The organism is Kitasatospora sp. NBC_00315 (assembly GCF_041435095.1).
Lineage (GTDB): Bacteria > Actinomycetota > Actinomycetes > Streptomycetales > Streptomycetaceae > Kitasatospora.
In genome coordinates this window covers 4355084-4373549 of record NZ_CP108025.1, presented here as the reverse complement: position 1 = coordinate 4373549, position 18466 = coordinate 4355084, and the positions used below count along the sequence as shown (strand labels likewise).

At 75.3% G+C, this 18466-nt stretch carries 12 protein-coding genes and 3 tRNA genes; 7 read left to right on the top strand and 8 right to left on the bottom strand.

Features of this window, described 5'->3' with window-relative positions; translation table 11 throughout:
• The first annotated feature begins 123 nt into the window (after window positions 1-123).
• The 3 genes from OG823_RS17865 (at window position 124) to OG823_RS17855 (ending at window position 2871) form a co-directional block, all read left to right on the top strand.
• Window positions 124-1038 (top strand): NAD-dependent epimerase/dehydratase family protein, encoded by a 915-nt coding sequence (locus OG823_RS17865; RefSeq protein ID WP_371480581.1) that lies wholly within the window; start codon window positions 124-126, stop codon window positions 1036-1038.
• The gene (locus OG823_RS17860) at window positions 1035-1733 is read left to right on the top strand and encodes a spherulation-specific family 4 protein (protein WP_371480580.1); all 699 of its coding nucleotides are present in this window, start codon (window positions 1035-1037) and stop codon (window positions 1731-1733) included. Before OG823_RS17865 ends, OG823_RS17860 begins: the two co-directional genes overlap by 4 nt.
• 160 nt (window positions 1734-1893) lie before the next feature.
• Entirely contained in the window at window positions 1894-2871 is a 978-nt protein-coding gene (locus tag OG823_RS17855) for an endo alpha-1,4 polygalactosaminidase (protein ID WP_371480579.1), read from the top strand.
• Window positions 2872-2920: 49 nt separating this feature from the next.
• Here OG823_RS17855 and OG823_RS17850 read toward each other — a convergent pair whose 3' ends face one another.
• The gene (locus OG823_RS17850; protein ID WP_371480578.1) at window positions 2921-3121 is read right to left on the bottom strand and encodes a hypothetical protein; all 201 of its coding nucleotides are present in this window, start codon (window positions 3119-3121) and stop codon (window positions 2921-2923) included.
• 160 nt (window positions 3122-3281) lie between these two features.
• Here OG823_RS17850 and OG823_RS17845 point away from each other — a divergent pair, with 160 nt between their 5' ends.
• Complete coding sequence (locus OG823_RS17845; RefSeq protein ID WP_371480577.1) at window positions 3282-4250, top strand: aldo/keto reductase; 969 nt, start codon at window positions 3282-3284, stop codon at window positions 4248-4250.
• Window positions 4251-4387: 137 nt separating this feature from the next.
• Here the strand turns inward: OG823_RS17845 and OG823_RS17840 are convergent, their stop codons facing one another.
• From OG823_RS17840 to OG823_RS17830, 3 genes are all read right to left on the bottom strand, one after another.
• On the bottom strand, window positions 4388-5374 hold the full coding sequence (locus tag OG823_RS17840) for a C40 family peptidase (protein WP_371480576.1): 987 nt from the start codon (window positions 5372-5374) through the stop codon (window positions 4388-4390).
• Window positions 5371-6699 carry an SPFH domain-containing protein gene (locus tag OG823_RS17835; RefSeq protein ID WP_371480575.1) on the bottom strand — a complete coding sequence of 443 codons (1329 nt, stop codon included), beginning with the start codon at window positions 6697-6699 and terminating at the stop codon, window positions 5371-5373. The genes OG823_RS17840 and OG823_RS17835 overlap by 4 nt, the downstream gene beginning before the upstream one ends.
• 232 nt (window positions 6700-6931) lie before the next feature.
• Window positions 6932-10111: an Ig-like domain-containing protein gene (locus OG823_RS17830; protein WP_371480574.1), complete on the bottom strand. Its 3180-nt coding sequence runs from the start codon at window positions 10109-10111 to the stop codon at window positions 6932-6934.
• Between the two features lie 289 nt (window positions 10112-10400).
• Here OG823_RS17830 and OG823_RS17825 point away from each other — a divergent pair, with 289 nt between their 5' ends.
• Together OG823_RS17825 and OG823_RS17820 are read left to right on the top strand one after the other, a co-directional pair.
• Window positions 10401-10823, top strand: coding sequence for a globin family protein (locus tag OG823_RS17825; RefSeq protein WP_371480573.1), 423 nt, complete (start codon window positions 10401-10403; stop codon window positions 10821-10823).
• 10 nt (window positions 10824-10833) lie between these two features.
• A complete protein-coding gene (locus OG823_RS17820) occupies window positions 10834-12072 on the top strand; it encodes a globin domain-containing protein (protein ID WP_371480572.1) in 1239 nt (412 codons plus the stop codon).
• 61 nt (window positions 12073-12133) lie between these two features.
• Here OG823_RS17820 and OG823_RS17815 read toward each other — a convergent pair.
• The 3 genes from OG823_RS17815 to OG823_RS17805 all read right to left on the bottom strand — a co-directional run bounded on the left by OG823_RS17815 (window position 12134) and on the right by OG823_RS17805 (window position 12672).
• A tRNA-Arg gene (locus OG823_RS17815) sits at window positions 12134-12209 on the bottom strand.
• A gap of 134 nt (window positions 12210-12343) precedes the next feature.
• A tRNA-Arg gene (locus OG823_RS17810) sits at window positions 12344-12416 on the bottom strand.
• Window positions 12417-12581: 165 nt separating this feature from the next.
• Window positions 12582-12672: transfer RNA gene (locus tag OG823_RS17805), tRNA-Ser, on the bottom strand.
• Window positions 12673-12851: 179 nt separating this feature from the next.
• On the opposite strand from OG823_RS17805, the gene OG823_RS17800 reads away from it, so the two are divergent.
• Window positions 12852-16607: a PAS domain-containing protein gene (locus tag OG823_RS17800; RefSeq protein ID WP_371480571.1), complete on the top strand. Its 3756-nt coding sequence runs from the start codon at window positions 12852-12854 to the stop codon at window positions 16605-16607.
• A 104-nt stretch (window positions 16608-16711) separates the two neighbouring features.
• Here the strand turns inward: OG823_RS17800 and OG823_RS17795 are convergent, their stop codons facing one another.
• Window positions 16712-18373 (bottom strand): long-chain fatty acid--CoA ligase, encoded by a 1662-nt coding sequence (locus tag OG823_RS17795; RefSeq protein WP_371480570.1) that lies wholly within the window; start codon window positions 18371-18373, stop codon window positions 16712-16714.
• Window positions 18374-18466 lie beyond the last annotated feature (93 nt).

Here is an 18466-nt window from a genome sequence, read left to right as displayed (position 1 = left end):
GGCGACGCGTCCCGAGCCGGCCCCGACGGCCGTCCCGGCGGCCCCGACGCCCATCCCGGCGGCCAGGACCGCACCGGAGACCGTGGAGCCCGGCGAACCGGCCGGCGCCGACGGGCGGGCCGCGTGAGGATCCTGCTGCTCGGCGCGGACGGCTTCCTCGGCCGCCACGCCGCCACCGCCCTGCGGGAACTCCAAGGGGCCACCGTGCTCACCGGCGGACGCCGGCCCGCGCACGACCTCGCCGTCGACCTGGCCACCGCCGACCCCGGCGCCCTCGCCGACCGGTTGCGGGAGCTCGCGGTCGACACCGTGGTCAACTTCGCCGGTGCGGTGGCGGGCAGCGCCGTCACCCTCGCCGAGGTCAACGCCCGTGGCCCGGCCGTACTCTGCGAGGCGCTCCGGGAGGGCGCCCCGCAGGCACGGCTGGTGCACATCGGCTCGGCCGGCGAGTACGGCGTCTGCGAGGAGGGCGACTCGCTCGCCGAGTGGGCGCAGGCCCGCCCGGTCGGCGTGTACGGCGCCACCAAGCTGGCCGGCAGCCTCGCGGTGGCCGGCTCGGCGCTGGACGCCGTCGTGCTGCGGGTCTTCAACCCGGTCGGCCCGGGCTCCCCGGCCGGCTCGCTGCCCGGCAGGCTCGCCGCCGAGCTGCGCCGCGCCGGCCCGGCCGGTGTCGTCAAGGTCGGCGACCTCTCCGCGTACCGCGACTTCGTGGACGCCCGGGATGTCGCCCGGGCGGTCGCGCTGACCGTCCTGGCCGACCGGCCGCTGCCCCGGGTGATCAACCTGGGCAGCGGGCAGGCCAGACCGGTCCGCGCGATCGCGGACGGGCTGGCCGAGGCCGCCGCGTTCGGTGGCCGGATCGACGAGAGCGGCGCCGGCTCCGAACGGTCGGCCGCCGTCTCCTGGCAGCAGGCGGATGTCTCGCTGGCCGCCCGGGAGCTGGACTGGAAGCCGGAGACCGCCCTCGGCGAGACCCTGCGCGACCTGTGGCTCAGCACCGCCGAGCCCGCCGCCGCGCCCGATCCGGCAGCCGCATGACGGCCGCTCACCCCTCCGACGGCCGCCTGCTGGTGCCGCTGTACGTCCACCCCGCGGTGGACCCGGCGGCCTGGCGGGCGGTCGCCGCCGCCGGCCCGGCCCGGGTCGCGGCCGTCGTCCTCAACATCGCGGACGGCCCCGGCGACGCGCCGGACAACGTGTTCGCGGCCGCCGCCGAGGAGGTCCGCGCGGCGGGGATCCCGCTGCTGGGCTACTCGGACACCGACTACGGCCGCCGTCCGCACGCGGCCGTGGTGGCGGATCTGCTGACGTATCGTCAGTGGTATGCCATCGAGGGCGTCTACTTCGACCAGGTCGCCACCGCGACCGGCGCGCTGCCGCACTACCGCCGGCTGGCCACCGCCGCCCGTGCGGCCGGCTGCGGCACCGTCGTCTTCGGCCACGGCGACCACCCCGATCCCGGTTACGCCGAACTCGGTCTGGCCGACCTGCTGGTCACCTTCGAGGGCGACTGGGAGGCCTACCGGTCGATGACCCTGCCGCTGTGGACGGCCCGGCACGCCAACGCCCACTTCTGCCACCTGGTCTACGACGTGCCGGCCGAGTCGGCCGGCGAGGCCGCCGCGCTGATCACCGCCCGGCGGGCCGGGCTCGGCTGCGCCGTCCCCGGCACCGGGGACAACCCCTGGGCGACCCTGCCCTACGAGCTCTCCGCCCTCCAGCCGCAGAGCTGACCCGGCCGGTACCGGGCGGCCCCGGTTCCGGCAGGCCCGCACGGCCCGGCGCCACCGCGGCGAGCCGGCGGGCCGACCTCGGTGCCGCCCCGCCGGAACCGACCCGAAGAGACCCGACCCGATCCGGAGTTCGAGTACTGTGACCCGCCGTTCCAGGCCCATGCTGGCCGCCGTAGCCCTGACCACCGCCCTGCTGGCCACCTCGTGCAGCAGCTCGGACGAGGGCGACGACAGCGCCTCCGCCGACGCGACGGGAACGGACACGCCGGCGGCCACCGCCCCGGCCGTCCCCGCCCCGGCCACCCCGTCGCAGACCCCGCCCACCAGCCCGGACGGCAGCACCCCGCCCGCCACGGGCACCGGGGCCCCCGGCACACCCGCGGGCACCACCCCGGGCGGCACTCCGGGCACCCGGGGCGGAGCACCGAATCCGGCCGGCGCGATCTGGCAGCCGCGGCCGGGCGTCACCTGGCAGTGGCAACTCGGCGGCACGCTCGACCAGTCGGTGGACGTTCCGGTCTACGACATCGACGGCTTCGAGCACGACGCCTCCGTGGTCGCCGCGCTGCACGCCAAGGGCCGCAAGGTGGTCTGCTACGTCAACGCCGGCTCCTGGGAGGACTTCCGCCCCGACGCCACGGCCTTCTCCAAGTCGCTGCAGGGTTCCGGCAACGGCTGGCAGGGCGAGAAGTGGTTCGACATCCGGCAGATCGACAAGCTGAAGCCGCTGATGGCCACCCGCTTCGACATGTGCAGGGCCAAGGGCTTCGACGCCGTCGAGCCGGATCTGCTGGACGCCTACGTCAACAAGACCGGCTTCCCGCTCACCGCGAACGACCAGCTCGCGTACAACCGCATGATCGCCGGCCTGGCGCACGAACGCGGCATGGCGGTGGCCCTGAAGAACGACCTGGACCAGATCCCGGAGCTGGTCGGCGACTTCGACTTCGCGGTGAACGAGCAGTGCGCCGAGTACGACGAGTGCGCCAAGCTCAGCCCGTTCATCAAGGCGGGCAAGGCCGTGCTGCACGTCGAGTACAACGTGCCGGTCGGCAAGTTCTGCTCCCAGGCGAAGTCGCTGGGTCTCAGCTCGATGGAGAAGCACCTGAACCTGGACGCCTGGCGGCAGCCCTGCTGAGCAGGCCGTGGCCTGCCCGCGCCGCCAGGCGCACCGGTCGGGGAGGGCCCTACCTGACCGCGAGCCAGATGACGACGGCCAGCACGGCCACCACCGCGACAGCGATGCCGGCGACCACGCCGGTGCGGTTGCCGCCGCGGTTGCTGCCATAGGTGGAGACGGAGCCGGGCGCCTGGGGGGCCGGGGTCTCGTCGACGAACGCCCGGAACATCTGGGTGTTGCCGGCGGGGTCGTAGTCGTTGTCAGCCATGGCAGGGACTCTAACGAATCCGGCCACCCCGCCGACACCCCAGGCCCCCTCCGGATCCGGAGGGGGCCGTCCCGGCGGGTGTGCAACGGCGGCACGACAAGCTCGTGAAGACCTCGGCGACGGCGGAATGGCCGCCACCGGGATCGGGTTGACTTCGGGCATGACCGATAACCACAGTGACTCCCGGCCCCGTGTGACGCTCGGCACCTCCGATCTCGCCGTCTTCCCGCTCTCCCTCGGCGGCAACGTCTTCGGCTGGACGGCGGACGAGGCGCAGTCGTTCGCGGTGCTCGACGCGTTCACGGCCGGCGGCGGGGACTTCGTCGACACCGCCGACGTCTACTCGGCCTGGGTGCCGGGCAACACCGGCGGCGAGTCGGAGGCCATCATCGGCAACTGGCTGCGCAGCCGGGGCAACCGGGACGAGATCGTGATCGCCACCAAGGTCGGCGCCCACCCCGACTCGACCGGCCTGCGGGCCGCCACCGTGAAGTCGGCGACGGAGGAGTCCCTGCGCCGGCTCGGCGTGGAGCGGATCGACCTGCTCTACACCCACCGGGACGATCCGCAGACCCCGGTGGAGGAGTTCATCGGCGCCCTCGACGAGCTGGTCAAGGAGGGCAAGGTCCGTGAGATCGCCGCCTCCAACATCAGCGCCGAGCGGCTCGCCGAATCGCTGGCCTTCTCCGAGCGCGAGGGCCTGGCCAGGTACATCGCCGTCCAGCCGCACTACAACCTGGTCTCCCGAGCGACCTACGAGGGGCCGCTCGCCGCGGTCGTCGCCGAGCACGGACTGTCGGCGGTGCCCTACTTCGCCCTGGCGTCGGGCTTCCTGACGGGCAAGTACCGTCCCGGTGGCGCCGCGGTGGACAGCGCACGGGCGCAGGGCGCCGGCCGCTACCTGGAGGACGCGCGCGGCCCGAAGGTGCTGGAGGCACTGGACGCGGTCGCCACGGCACGCGGCAGCGAGCTCGCCACGGTCGCGCTGGCCTGGCTGGCCTCCCGGCCGACCGTCGCCGCACCGATCGCCAGCGCGCGCACGGTCGAGCAGCTGCCGCCACTGCTGGCCGCCGCCGGTCTGCGGCTGGCACCGGAGGAGCTGGCCCTGCTCGACGACGCCTCGGCCTGAGCGGGCCGCCCCGCCGTCCACAGGCTGTGGACGGGCCGGACCCACACCTCGGGGCGTTGTCCACAGGCTGTGGACAACGCCCCGGGTGAACGCGGACGGAGGGGGTGCCGGCGAACGGATGCGGAGATCCGTCCCGGTCACCGAGCCGTGGGGCGGCCGAAGTGGGTCGGGCGGTAGCCGCCGGCGAGGGTCGAGATCCGGACGCTCCTCCCGGGGCGTGGGGCCTCCACGAACTTACCGCCGCCCAGATAGATCCCGACGTGGTGGATGCCGGAGGCCCGGCCGCTGTCCGACCAGAAGAGCAGGTCGCCGCGGCGGAGCTCACCCGCGGAGATCGGGGTGGTGGCCGCGTACTGGTCGTTCGCCACCCGGGGGAGAGCGATCCCGCTCTGCCGGTACGCCTGCTGGACCAGCCCCGAGCAGTCGAACCCGGCCGGGCCGTTCCCGCCCCACACGTAGGGCTTGCCCAACTGCGCGAGGGCGTAGTCGACGGCGTCCGCGCTGCTCTCCGCACCGTCCGAGGCGGCGGCCGGGGCAGCGGGCCTGGCCGGCCCGGCGGGCTCGGCGGCGGAGCCGCTGCGGCCGATCCGGTTCAGGTAGACGTCGTAGTGGGCGGTGTAGCGCCACTCACCGCCCGCGGTCCGGAACCAGTACTTCGAGCCGTCCCAGCCCTGCTTGAGGCCGGTTCCCGACGTGCCGCCGCCTCCGGCGGAGGAGGCCGACGCGGGGGCCGGTGCGGAGGCCGGCGACTGGGTCCTGCCACCGATCCGGTTCAGGTAGACGTCGTAGTGGGCGGTGTAGCGCCACTCACCGCCCGCGGTCCGGAACCAGTACTTCGAGCCGTCCCAGCCCTGCTCGACCGGCGCGGACGCTGCGTGCGCGGCTCCGGCGCCGGCGGTCAGGCCGATGACTCCCGCCCCCGCCACCACGGTGGTGGCCAGGCAGGTGCTCCGGACGGCGCGGTGGGCCCGTCCGGCACCGGCCCGGGCGGCCCGCGTGGCCGCGCGCGCCGCCGACGCGCAGTCCGGGCAGCGGCAGCCCGCTATCGCGGCGGCGGTGCCGCGGCTCTCGTCGAAGCCTGCGAGAGCCGGATCGGCGGTAGCGGGTGCGATGGCTATCCTCATGCGGGTCGTCCTTCCTTTCGTCCGGCCCTGACGGCCGATGGCGTTCCCCCGGCCCGGACAGTCGGGGACGGTACCGAGGCGGCCACACCGGCCGGGGCGACGAAGGCGACCAGCAGCTGCTCCATCAGGGCGCTGCGGGCGGCCTCGTCCAGTTCGTGCGCGGTGGCCCGCTCCAGTCGGCGCACCGCGAGGGCCGCCGACTCCACGGCGTCGTCGACGAGCACGTTGCGCAGGCCGGCGTCGAGGTCCGCGAGGCGGCGCCGACGCATCGACTCGGCCACCTCCGGCGCGTAGTCCAGCGCCAACGGCTGCGCGGAGTAGACCTCCAGGCCGGCCGGGGCGACCTCGGCCGCCAGCGCCCGGGTCAGCTCGTCCGCGAACCACTGGCCGTCCCGCAGGGCCGGGCCCGGCGCCGCGTTGCTGTCGCAGGGCAGCGTGGAGGCCGTCCGGGTCAGCACCGCGTGCACCTGCTCGCGCAGGTAGTTCTCGTGGTCGGCGATCGACAGCAGCGCCCGCGCGGTGTCCTTGACGCGCCAGACGATCAGCAGCCGCACCACGATCGGGGTGCCCGCCCGGTCGACGGCGGGGACCGGCTCGCTGCGCCAGTGCCGCAGCCGGACGTCCACCCGGCGCCGGCGCAGCAGCGGGTTGACCCAGACCAGACCGGTCCGGCGGACGGTGCCCCGGTAGCGGCCCCAGCGGGTGAGGACGCGGGTCTCACCGCCCGCGTTGGCCAGCAGCCCGGCCAGCGTGAACAGGAGCAGCAGCGCGCCGGTGGCCGCGGCGGCCACCGACCGGACGGTGATCACCGGACCGCCGGCCGCCTTCGCCGCGGCGCTGCGGATGTCGGGGAGCGCGGCCCAGTGCGGGATCGCCCCGGCCCGCGCCAGCACCGCCGTCACCGCCGTGAGGCCGACGAGCAGCGCGAGCACGCCGATCCACCCCGGCAGGGCGACGGCGCCGTGCTCGCGCAGGACCGGGTCCACCCGGGGCGGGCGGCGGGTCGCGGTCGCGGGCACCACGGCGTCCTCCTCGCGGGGGACGGCCCGAGCGGCGACCACCGGTCGTCCCGGCGCCGGGGCCGACTGGGCCGAGTGGGGCTCCGTTGCCGCCGGGACCACCGGTACGGCGACCGTCTCGGCGGTCGGACCGCCGTCGAGCGGGTCGGGAACGGTACGCGCCGGCCTCCGGCCGACCGCCTCCAGCGGCGCCTTGGCCGCCTTGGCGAGCGGGCTCGCCCCCACCGGGGCGAACTCGGGCGGCACCCCGGGCAGGGTGTTGGCCAAATTGTCGGGTCGCTGCGAAGAATCGCGGGTGACGTCCATGCACGGATCCTCGGGGTCGGTGTGTCGCGCAACGGGCGGCCCGGATCTGACGGGCAGTGCCAGACTCAGGCTAAGTACATATGTCATCAAATGCGACATTTAACGCCTCGCGTGTCGGCATCCGCTGACGATCCGTCCGGATCGGAACTGACGCTCAGGCACCTGAACGGCGTGGTGACGAAAGGGCGTTCGCGGTGAGTCCTCGCGCTCGGTACGCGCTCGGTCCACCTGCTCAGCCCTCGTATGTCACCCGCCTGCGGCGGCCGCTCCCCCGGCCGAACACCCGGCGGGTGATCAGCCCCGCCGCGGCGAGCAGCAGCAGGACGCCACTCAGCAGGGTCCGCCGGCGCCCCGGGGCGGGGTGGGCGGGAGGCGGCCCGGCATCCGTGGGCGGTGCCGGCATGGCGTGGGCGGCCTCCGCGAAGGCCGGCCCCGCCTCGTCGGCGGCCTCGGTCGCATCGGTGCCACCGGTCGCGCCCGCGCCGGAGCGCCCGGCCGGTCCGGCGGTCGGGGACACCGGGGCCGGCGCCCGGGCGGCGGTCGGCGAGCCCGGGGCAGACGGGGAGGTCGGCGGGACGGTCGCCCCGGGCACGGCTGCCGGGCCCGAGGTGAGCGGGGCGGCCTCGCCCGGTGCGGCGGCCGGACTGCCCGGCGCGGCACTTCGCGAGGCGGAGGAGGCGGACGGGGCAGATGGGAAGGACAGGGAGAACGGGGCGACTGCTGGACCGGCTGACGGGTCGCCAGTCGCTCCCCCGGCGGCGGCCGACGGCGAGGGGGCCGGGGACGGCGAGGAGGAGGGCCTGGAGGGGCCGGGCGAAGCATCCGGGACCGGGGAAACCGCCGGGACGTCCACCGGCAGAAGCCCCGGAGCCACCGGCGCCAGCGCCTCCGCCGGAGCAGGGATCGAGGTCGGGGACGGAGCCGAGGACGGCGACACGGACGGCGACGGCGACGGGGACCGTGCCGGCTCCGCGGACGGTCCCCCGCCACCGGCGGTGACACCCGCACCGGCCCCGGCGGAGGCCGAAGGCCGGACCGTTGGCGACAACGACGGCGAGGCTGCCACCGAGGACGACGGCGAGGACGAGGGCGACGGCAACGCAGAAGCAGCGGCAGCGGCAGCGGCAGCGGACGGCGACGGCGACGGCGAGGCCACGGGCGGCGCCACGTGGATCGTCGTCCGGTCCGCGGAGGTCCCGTTGCCCGCCCGGTCGGTGGCGGTGACCACCAGCGCCTGGTCACCGCTCGCGAGATCGCGCTGCGCGGTGCAGCTCCAGCTGCCGTCCACGGCGGCCACCGCGCTGCACACCACCACCCGCTCGCCCGCTCCCGGGCCCGGACGCGTGACCATCACGGTCGCCCCCGGTTCGGCCCGGCCCTCGAACCGGGGCCGGAGGCTCTGCACGGTGGCCCCCGTCGCCGGGGCGGTCAGCGACGGGCGGGCCGGGGCGGCGGTGTCGACGATCAGCGGCCGGACCGTGCCGGACGCGTGGTTCCCCGCCGCGTCCACGGCGGCCGGGGTGAGGTGGTGGGTACCGTCCGCGAGGTTCTCCACCGGCAGGCAGGACCAGGCGCCGTCAGGGCCCACGGACGTGCTGCAGAGCTCGGCCGCCGGCGCACCGTCCGGCCGATCGGTGACGGAGACGGTGCTGCCGGGGTCGGCGGTGCCGGTCAGCAGCAGCCCGGGGTCGTTGGTGTACTCGGGCAGGGTGATCGCCGGCGGGGCCGGCGGCGTGGTCTTCACCGTGATCCTCACGGCATCGCCGGTCAGCACCACCGCGCCGGGGGTGGTCTCCACGGGGGTGAGACTGTGCGCGCCCTGGGCCAACGGTGCGTCAGGCCGGCAGGCCCAGCCGCCGGCCCGGTCGGCCTGGGCCCGGCAGAGCGTGCCGTCACCCTCCCGTACCTCGACGGACGCACCGGCCACCACGCCCTCCCCGCTGATCTGCGGGCGGGCGTCGGCCACCGTGGCACCCGCGACGGGGACGGCGATCTCGGGCCTGGCCGCGCCGACGGTGAGCCGGATGCGCTGGTCCTCGACACCGCCCGAGTCGGCGAAGCCGCCGGGCTCGACCAACTGGGAGGCGTCGCGGCCGAGCCGCAGCCGGGCCCAGGTGTCCCCGGCCGAGGCCCTGGCGGGGACGGTCCACTCCAGGCCCGCGGCGGCGGCTCCGGCCGGGATCTCGGCCTGGACGCGCTCGGTGGCGTCGAAGCGTCCGTTGTGGTCGAAGTCGATCCAGCCGGCCAGGGTCGCGGGAGCGCCGCCGGTCGCGACGGGCACGCTCAACCGGTAGTAGCGGCCGATGGCGGCCTCGCCCGGATAGTCGACGGCCGGGTCGGCGCCCGGGCGGTCGACGCGGCCGGGCCGGGCCTGGGGAGCTGCCGTGGACGAAGCCCGGCTGCTGAAGACACTGCGCCGGGCGGCGCCGCCGTCGAGCTCGACCATCGGGCCACCGGCCGCCGAATCGCCGGACTCCGGATCACCGGAACCCGAATCGCCGGATCCCGAATCGCCGGACCGCTGCCGCCGCGCCTCCGGGGCGGGCCCGCCGCGACCCGCGTCCGCGCCGAGGAACAGGTCCGAGACCAGGTGCGAGGCGTTGGTGTACCCGGCGGGCGCGCTGCCGACCTGCTCGTCGAGCGTGACGGTGAAGGCCCGTTTCAGCGGTGCCGGGGCGGTGGTGCTGCCCGCCCGTGCGGTGGAGCGCTGCTCGATCCGCAGGGTGGCGGTGCTGAAGGTGCCGGTGAGTTCCAGACTCCCCTCGGCGGCCGTTCCCGGTGCGCCGTCGGCGGCGCCGTCCGCACCGGCGGGGGCGAGCGCGTTGCCGTCCACCGTCCAGCCCGCCCAGTCCGTCCGGGCGACCAGCGCCGGGGCGGCCGGCGAGCCGCCGATGACGGTGAGCCGGGTCGCCGTACCGGTCGAGCCGCCCTTGCCGGTGGCGAGCCCGGCCAGGCCGCTGACGTGCAGTCCGGGATTGCGCACGGCCCGGGAGAAGGCGATCCGCAGGGTGCCCAGGGTGCGCCAGGATCCGTCCGCCTGCGGGCGGTCCTCGGCGATCCGGAAGGTCTCGGCGGCATCGCCGGGCCGACGGCCGTCGGCGTACGCGGCCGCGGTGCCACCGCCCGCCCGGTCGGCGAGCCGGCCCGGTTCGGCGACGACGCCGACGCCGGGCTGGGCGGAGAAGTCCAGTAGGACGGTGAGCCCGGAGGGGAGTTCGGCGCCGCGCTGCCCCGACCAGCTGTCGGGGGACTGCCGGGCCAGCGAGAGCGGCGGGTTCCAGCCGAGCAGCAGCCCGGTCGCCAGGACGGTGGCGGCGCCCGCCGCCCACCCGCGCCGACGGCCGTCCGGCCGCCCACCGCGCCGCGGACCGAGGGCGGACCGGGCGGCGTCGCGGGAATACTGTCGGCTCATCCGGCTCTCCTTCGGGGTCGGCTGTCCTCGGGCAGTCAGCGCACAAGATCTGACAAAAAGGAATCACGACCCCGACCCGGTCATACTGCGACACCGGCGGCATTGTCCATGTCATACCCGAATGGGTGCCCCCCTCCCGGCGGAGCGCCGAAACGGCGCACGGTGACAACCGGAGTGGCGTGTTCCGGCCACGGCCATCCCGGGGCAACCAACGGTTACTGACCAGTATCTGACCATTGGTCGGTCATCTCTGTTCGAATTGGACGATTGGTCAGTAGAGTCGGCGCCCGTGACCATAGACCCCGCTCTCGTCAAGAGCAGTTTCGCGATCGTCGAACCCCACGGCGCCGATGTCGCCGGGTACTTCTACCAGCACCTGTTCGAGCACAACCCGAGCGTCCGGGGGCTTTTCGCCGAACATCTGGCGGACCAGCAGGACCGGCTCTGGGCCGCACTGGGCGCGCTGGTCACCCACCTGGAGGACACCGACACGCTGGTCGGCATCCTTCAGGGCCTCGGTGCCCGCCACGCGGCCTACGGCGCCCTGCCGGAGCACTTCCCCGCGGTCGGTGCCAGCCTGCTGGCCACCCTGAGCCACTTCGCGGGCCCCGAGGCCTGGACGCCGGAGGTCGAGGCCTCCTGGACGGCCGTCTACGCCGTCGTGGCCGACACCATGGGCCAGGCGCTGACCGCCGCCGGGCCCAGCAGCTGAGGTCGTCGCGGTGCCCTTCGACCCCGCGGTGATCCGCGCCAGCTTCGCCGTCGTCGAGCGCCGCGCCGACCACATGGCCAAGTACTTCTACGCCCACCTGTTCACGCACAACCCCGGCGTCCGCGACTTCTTCCCCGAACAGATGGACGAGCAGCGCGACCGGCTGTTCGCCGCGCTGACCCAGCTCGTTCTGCGCCTGGAGAGCCCGGGGCAGCTCACCGGCTACCTGGAGGCGCTCGGACGCGACCACCGGAAGTTCGGGGCTGCGTTCGAGCACTACCCCGCCGTCGGCGCCAGTCTGATCGCCGCGCTTCGGCACTTCTCCGGCCATTCCTGGACCGCCGAGATCGAGAAGTCCTGGACCGAGGCGTACACCGTGGTCGCCGAGGTGATGACCGGCGCCGCCGACCGGGACGCGGCCCGGTCCGGCTCCCCGGCCTGGTGGGAGGCCGAGGTGACCCGCCGCCGCCGGGGCGCCCCCGACGTCGTGGTGCTCACCCTCGCACCGGACCGCCCGTACACCTTCACCGCCGGCCAGTACCTCAGCGTCTGCTCCCCCCGGGTGCCCCGGGTCTGGCGCCCGTACTCGATCGCCAACGCGCCCCGCCCGGACGGCAGCCTCGACCTGCACGTGCGCCGGGTGCGCGACGGACTGCTCAGTACCGCCCTGGTCGACGACGTGATGCCCGGCGAGCACCTGCGGCTCGGCGCCGCCCTCGGCGACGCGGGCCTGGTGCCGGACTCCCGGCGGCCGCTGCTCGCGGTGGCCGGCGGCACCGGCTGGAGCCAGGTGAAGGCCCTGCTCGAAGAGCTGGCGCGGGCGCCCCGGCGACGCCGGGCCGTCGTCCTGCTCGCCGCCCGCAGCGACGCCGACCAGTACGACCTCCCCGCCGTGCACGATCTGGTCGAGCGGTACGGCCCGCTGGAGGTCCTGCTGGCGGCCCCGGCCGACGGCGCGGACCACGAGGCGGCGGTGCGGCTGGTCGCGGAGGGTCTGCGCGAGTACGGCGACCGGCAGGGCCCGGACGGCTGGGGCGGCTGGGACGTCCACCTCAGCGGCCCGCCCGGCCTCGCCCCGTCCGTCACCGCCCTGCTCACCGCGCTGGGCGCGGACCCGGCCCTGATCCGCCACGACCCGGTGCCGGAGACCTTCAACCGGGCCCGGCCGCTGAGCGCCTGCGACTGGTTCCTGGACCAACGGGACGTCCCCTGGATCAACCGCACCGATCTGGGCCGGACCGAGGAGTGAGGCGCGGGCGCAGAACGCAGGAGCCCCACCGGCCCGATGGCCGGTGGGGCTCCTGTTCAGCTGGTGCGCTCAGCAGGATTCGAACCTGCAACCTCTTGATCCGTAGTCAAGTGCTCTATCCGTTGAGCTATGAGCGCCCTCAGAGGTCTTGCGACGCCCTGCGGTACTCGGGAAAGCCTACCCGATCCGGGAGCCCTCCCCGCACACCCGGCCCGGCGTGTGCGGCAAGCGGCGAGGCCCCGGGCCGCAGCCCGGGGCCTCGCGATTGCGGTGCGCTCAGCAGGATTCGAACCTGCAACCTCTTGATCCGTAGTCAAGTGCTCTATCCGTTGAGCTATGAGCGCTCGCCCTGGCCTTCGTGCCACCGGGGCGGTGCGGGAACAACATTACATGACCTGCGACGTGGGGCGAAATCGTTTGATCCGCCACCCGACGCCGGGTCCGTGCACGGCCGTGACCGCCTACGCAGAAGCCCCGCCGGCCCGGTTCGGGCGGCGGGGCTTCGGAGGCGGAGGCTGAGGGATTTGAACCCTCGATGGGCTTGAAGGCCCAAACCGCATTAGCAGTGCGGCGCCATAGACCGGACTAGGCGAAGCCTCCTCCACACAAGGAGCGTTCCCGCATGGCGGACCCGTTCCGTGTGCCTGTGATGATGCCACAACCTACCGGCCCGGCACCAACCACCGCTTACGTTACTAGCCGGGTCGTCCCCACCGCAAAGAAGAATGAGATACTCCAGTCTCCGGAGGAGCTGCCCCAAGCCGAGGAGACCTGTCGACGTGAGCAGCAGGCCGATCCGAGGCGCTGCTCGCCTCGCCGCCATACTCGATGCCCTGCCCGACGCGCTGCTGCTGGTGAACAGCAACGGCACCGTCGTGGACGCCAACAACGCGGCCGTCCAGAGCCTTCAGGCCCCCGGCACCTCGCTGGTCGGCCGGGGGGTGCTGGACCTGCTGCCCGAGTTCGACCCGAGCCGCATCCCCGGCTCGATGCGCCCCGCACCCCGCCAGGACGACGAGCTCGACCGACCCGTACGGATGACCGCCCGGCGCACGGACGGCACGTCCTTCCCGGTCGAGGTCTCCGGCAACGACTTCGCGGACGACGGCGCGAGCGAGGGACGCGGGTACACCCTGTCGGCGCCGGCGTACGACCCGTACCGCGACGGCGGCGGGCAGCGCCAGTCCTCCGGCAGCGACCTGCTGCTCCTGCTGGTGCGCGACCTCTCCAGCAGGCTGGGGGTCGAGGCGGAGCTGCGCCGCCAGCACAAGCAGACCGAGATGATCCTGCGGGCCGCCGCCGAGGGCGTGCTCGGCGTGGACCTGGAGGGCCGCTGCGTGCTGGTCAACCCGGCCGCCGCGCACATCCTGGAGTACCGGGCGAGCGAGCTGGGCGGCCGCGAGCTGCACCCGCTGATCCAGCACTCCAAGGCCGACGGCAGCCCGCTCACGCTGGAGGAGTCCGCCCTCCTCGACACCCTCACCTCCGGCCGCAAGCACCGGGTGCGCGGCGCCGTGCTGTGGCGCAAGGACGGCCGGCCGGTCACCGTCGACCTCACCACCGCCCCCGTCCGGGACGGCGACCAGCTGGTCGGCGCGGTGATGACGTTCACCGACCGCAGCCGCGAGCTGGCCCTGGTCGCCCGCAACGAGCACCTCACCGCGGTGCTGGAGAGCGAGCTCGGCGGCGCGCTGACAGCCCTTCACCGGCGGATCGACGCCCTCGCCGGCGACCCGGCCGGCCAGCTCTGGCCGGAGGCCAACTGGACGCTGCGCCGGCTGGCGGACGAGTGCCGGCGCTTCGGCAAGCTGATCGACGGCGTGCTGTCCTACCAGCGCTTCGAGGACGACGTCGAGAACGGCCCGGCCACGCTCAAGCGCGAGCCGATCGGCCTGGACGCGGTCGTCCGACAGGCCGTGGAGATCGCCGGCGAGCTGGTCGGCGCGGGCCGGGTGCGGTTCTCCGTGCACGCGGCGGCCGTCGAGGTGATCGCGGACGAGGAACGACTGGCCCAGGCGCTGGCCCACCTGGTCGCGGACGTCAGCGGCGTCGCGCTCTCCCTGGACGCCGTACCGACCGGGCGCGGTGAGCCGGCCGGCCTCGGTGTCCCGGCCCTGCCGCAGTCCGGCGGGGAGGCTCCGACCGTGGTGCTGGCCGCCGCTCAGCGCGGCGAGGTCGCACGGGTCGAGATCCGGGGCCCCGGCCTCGGCGGCAGCCCCGTCCACCTGCCGATAGCGCGCAGCGTGGTCGAGCGGCACGGCGGCGTGCTCCAGCCCCACGAGCTGCCGAACCGGGCCGGCACCACCTATGTGGTCGAGCTGCCGCTGGACCCGGTGGCGGCGAAGGCCGCCGCCGAGCGGGCGGCGGCCGGTGGACGCGAGGACGGACGCAAGGAGTCCGACACCGCGGTCATCCCCGACCTCCCGGGCATCCCGCTGCTGCTGCCCACCGAGCTGCCGCCGGAGGAGGGGCCGGCTCCCGATCCGGACGCTCCCGCCGCGCCGGACGGCGGCGTCCCGGCCGCGCAGGACGAGGACCGGCACGGCCGGGACGAGGCCCGGGCCCACGCCGGCCCGCCCGCCGACTCCGAGCAGTGGCACGAGCCTCCCGCCGCGCGTCCCGGTCGCGGCGGCGCCGGCACCGGGGTGGCGCTCGCGCGCTCCGTGCCCGGCCAGTGGAACGGCGACGGCACCGACCCCGGCTACGGCAGGCCCGGTGGCACCGGGCCGCAGCAGGCCGAGAACGACCCCTGGCACGGCAGCGACGGCAGCGGAACGGCCTACGCGTTGCCGCCCGTGGAGGCCGACGGCCGGGACCGGGCCCCGGAGCGGGAGCGGCAGCAGGACGGGAGCGGCGGCGCGCTGCCCTCTCCCGGACCGATCGCGCTCGGCCCCGGCCCGTCCGCCCCGACCCCTCCGCCGACCCCTCCGTCGGCCACTGCGCCGACCCCTCCCCCGGCCACTCCGCCGGCCGGAACCCCGATCGGGGCGGAGCCGGCCGGTCCGGCCACCGGCCGGACGAGCGGGCCGATCGCGCTCGGCCCCGGGACTCCGGCGGCCGCGGGCCCCGGGGAGAGCACCGTCGTACCCGCTCCGGAGCCGGCCGCCGAGCCGGCCCGGAGCACGGGCCAGGGCCAGCCGTCCCGCCGTCGGCGCGCCCTGCCCGCCGAGGAGGAGCAGCCGGCCGGTTTCTCGCTGCCCGGCGTCCCCGACCCCGGGACACCCCTCTATCCGGGCCTGGAGCACGCGCTGCCGGCCGGTCCGGCGCCCGCCCGCCCCGAGCCCGGAGCGGTGCCGCCCACCGGGCGGCGTCGCCGGCTGGCCGTGCCGCCCGGCGGCGAGGCCGAGACCTCGTCGGCGGAGCCGGTCGAGCCGCCGCAGGCACCGGCCGAGGAGGCGACCCCCGTCGCCTCCGCCGCGCTGGAGATCGCCGCCAGGCCCGCCCTGCCCGCCACCACCCGCGGCGAGCCGCAGCAGACACCGTCGGCCGAGGCCGGCGACGCCGAGCCGACGCCGCCGCGTCCGGTCGGCAGCGGGCTGGGCGAGCTGACCCCGCCGCGGCCGATGGGTGCGGGTGGCGGCGCGTTCGCCGGTGCCTTCCCGGCCGCCTTCCCGAGCGCGCCGCCGGCGCCGCCGACCGCACCGGCGGAGGCCGTCGCCCCGCCGGAGGGCCGCACGCCCCCGCGGCCGATGGCCGAGCTGGCCCCGGCCGGCAGTGCCGAGGACGCGACGGCTCCGGTCCCCGACCCGCCGACGATGATCACCCCGGCCGTGGACGGCAACCCGCGCCGGCTGCTGGTCTGGCCGGAGCCCGACCCGTCCACCAAGCAGGCCCTCCAGGACCGGGGCTACCACCCGGTGATCGTCCGCTCCCGCGAGGAGGTCGACGCGCAGGCCACCGCGTTCCCGGCGGCGCTCTTCGTCGACCCGCTGACCGGGCCGATCACCCGGACCGCGCTGCAGTCGCTGCGGACGGCCGCGCTGAACAGCCGGGTGCCGGTGCTGGTCACGGCCGGCCTCGGCCAGGCCACCCGGGACGCCGCGTACGGCGCCGACCCGGCCGTCCTGCTGCGCGCCCTCGCACCGCGCGACGGCGAGAACCACGCCCCCCGGGTGCTGCTGGTGGAGGGCGACCCGGACATCGCCGCCGCGATGATCAGCTCGCTGGAGCGGCGCGGCATGCACGTCGAGCACGCGGTGGACGAGAACGACGCGGTCGCCCGGGCCAGCAGCGTCCAGCCCAACCTGGTGGTGATGGACCTGCTCCGGATCCGCCGCCGCCGGGTCGGTCTGCTGGACTGGCTGCGTGCCAACGACCGGCTGCACCGCACTCCGCTGGTCGTCTACACCTCGGTCGACCTCGACCCGCGCGAGCTGCCCCGGCTGCGGACCGGCGAGACGGTGCTCTTCCTCGCCGAGCGCTCGACCAGCGAGGACGTGCAGTCCAGGATCGTCGACCTGCTGGGCCGGATCGGCTCGCTCGGCGAACCGGGGACGGCCGCGCCGGGCGGTGTGATGCGGATGGCCGACCGCTGACGGCTCCCCCGCCGGCGGACGGCCGGGGGAGCGGCGTTCCCGGCCGGGAACGCGGTGGGGCCGCTAGTCCGGACGGACGAGCGGCCCCACCGCGATGTCGGCCGCTAGTCCTTGCCGAGCACGGTGACGTCCAGTTCCTCGGCCGCGTACGAGGCCCGGATGACCTTCTTGTCGAACTTGCCGACCGAGGTCTTCGGCACCGCCTCGATGACCGACCAGCGCTCGGGCAGCTGCCAGGAGGCGATCCGCTCGGCCAGGAAGGCCCGCAGCTCTCGCAGGCCGGCGACGGCGCCCGGGCGGAGCACGACGGTGGCCAGCGGCCGCTCGCCCCACTTCTCGTCGGGCACCGCCACCACCGCCGCCTCGGCCACCTCCGGGTGCGCCATCAGCGCGTTCTCCAGCTCCACCGAGGAGATCCACTCACCGCCGGACTTGATGACGTCCTTGGCCCGGTCGGTCAGTGTCAGGTAGCCGTCCGGCGTGATGGTGCCGACGTCACCGGTCCGCAGCCAGCCGTCCTCGCTGAACTTGTCGTCCGGGCGCACCGGGTCGTTGCCCGCACCGCCGTAGTAGGCGCCCGCGATCCACGGACCGCGCACCTCCAGCTCGCCCGCCGCGACGCCGTCGTGCGGCATCGGCTCACCGGCCGGACCGCTCAGCCGGGCCTCGACCGAGGCCGGGAACAGGCCCTGGGTGAGGCGGTAGGGCCACTCCTGCTCGGGCGTCAGGCCGCCCGGCGGCAGGGCGAAGGAGCCGAGCGGCGAGGTCTCGGTCATGCCCCAGGCGTGCACCACGCTGATCCCGTGACGGTCGGCGAAGGCCTTCATCAAGGCCGGCGGGCAGGCCGAGCCCCCGATGACGACCATCCGCAGGGCGGAGGTGTCGTAGTCACCGGCGTCCAGCTCGTCCAGCAGGCCGCTCCAGATCGTCGGGACGGCGGCGCTGACGGTCGGCTTCACCAGGTCGATCATCGCGGCCAGCGGCTTCGGCTGCAGGAAGCGGTCCGGCATCAGCAGGTCGGCGCCGGACATGAACGCGGCGTGCGGGATGCCCCAGGCGTTCACGTGGAACATCGGGACGACCGGCAGCGCGGTGTCGCGCGAGGTCAGCCCGAAGCTGTCGGCCGCGATGACCTGCAGGCAGTGCAGGTAGACCGAGCGGTGGCTGTAGAGCACGCCCTTGGGCTCCCCGGTGGTGCCGGAGGTGTAGCAGAGGGCGGCGGCCTGACGCTCGTCGATCTCGGTCGCCCAGGGGAAGGCGTCCGGGCGGCCCTCGATCAGCGCCTCGTAGTCGTGCACCGTTCCGGCGAAGCCGTCCAGCACCGAGCGGTCGCCCTCACCGCTGACCACGACGTGCCGCAGCGTCGGGTTCAGCTGCGGCAGCACCGAGGCCAGCAGCGGCAGCAGGCTGGCGTCCAGGATGATCACGCGGTCGGCGGCGTGGTTGACGATGAAGGACAGCTGGTGCGCCGGGAGCCGGAGGTTCAGGGTGTGCAGCACCGCGCCCATCGAGGGGATGGCCAGGTAGGCCTCCAGGTGCTCCGCGTTGTTCCACATCAGGGTCGCCACCCGGTCGTCCCCGGTCACCCCGAGTTCGTCGCGCAGCGCGTGCGCCAGCCGCGCCGCGCGGGCGCCGACCTCGGCGTACGTACGGGTGACCGGGCCGGTGCCGTCCCAGGTGGTGACGGTGGAGCGGCCGTGGACGGTGGCTCCGTGGGTGAGGATCCGGGCGACGGTGAGCGGTACGTCCTGCATGGTGCTGAACACGCGGGTCCTCCTTGACCTGGCGGCTCCTGGCTTGGCTACCCGACGGTAACGAGGGGCGTCCGAGGCCGATTGTGCCGCTCACGGGCCCCGCTG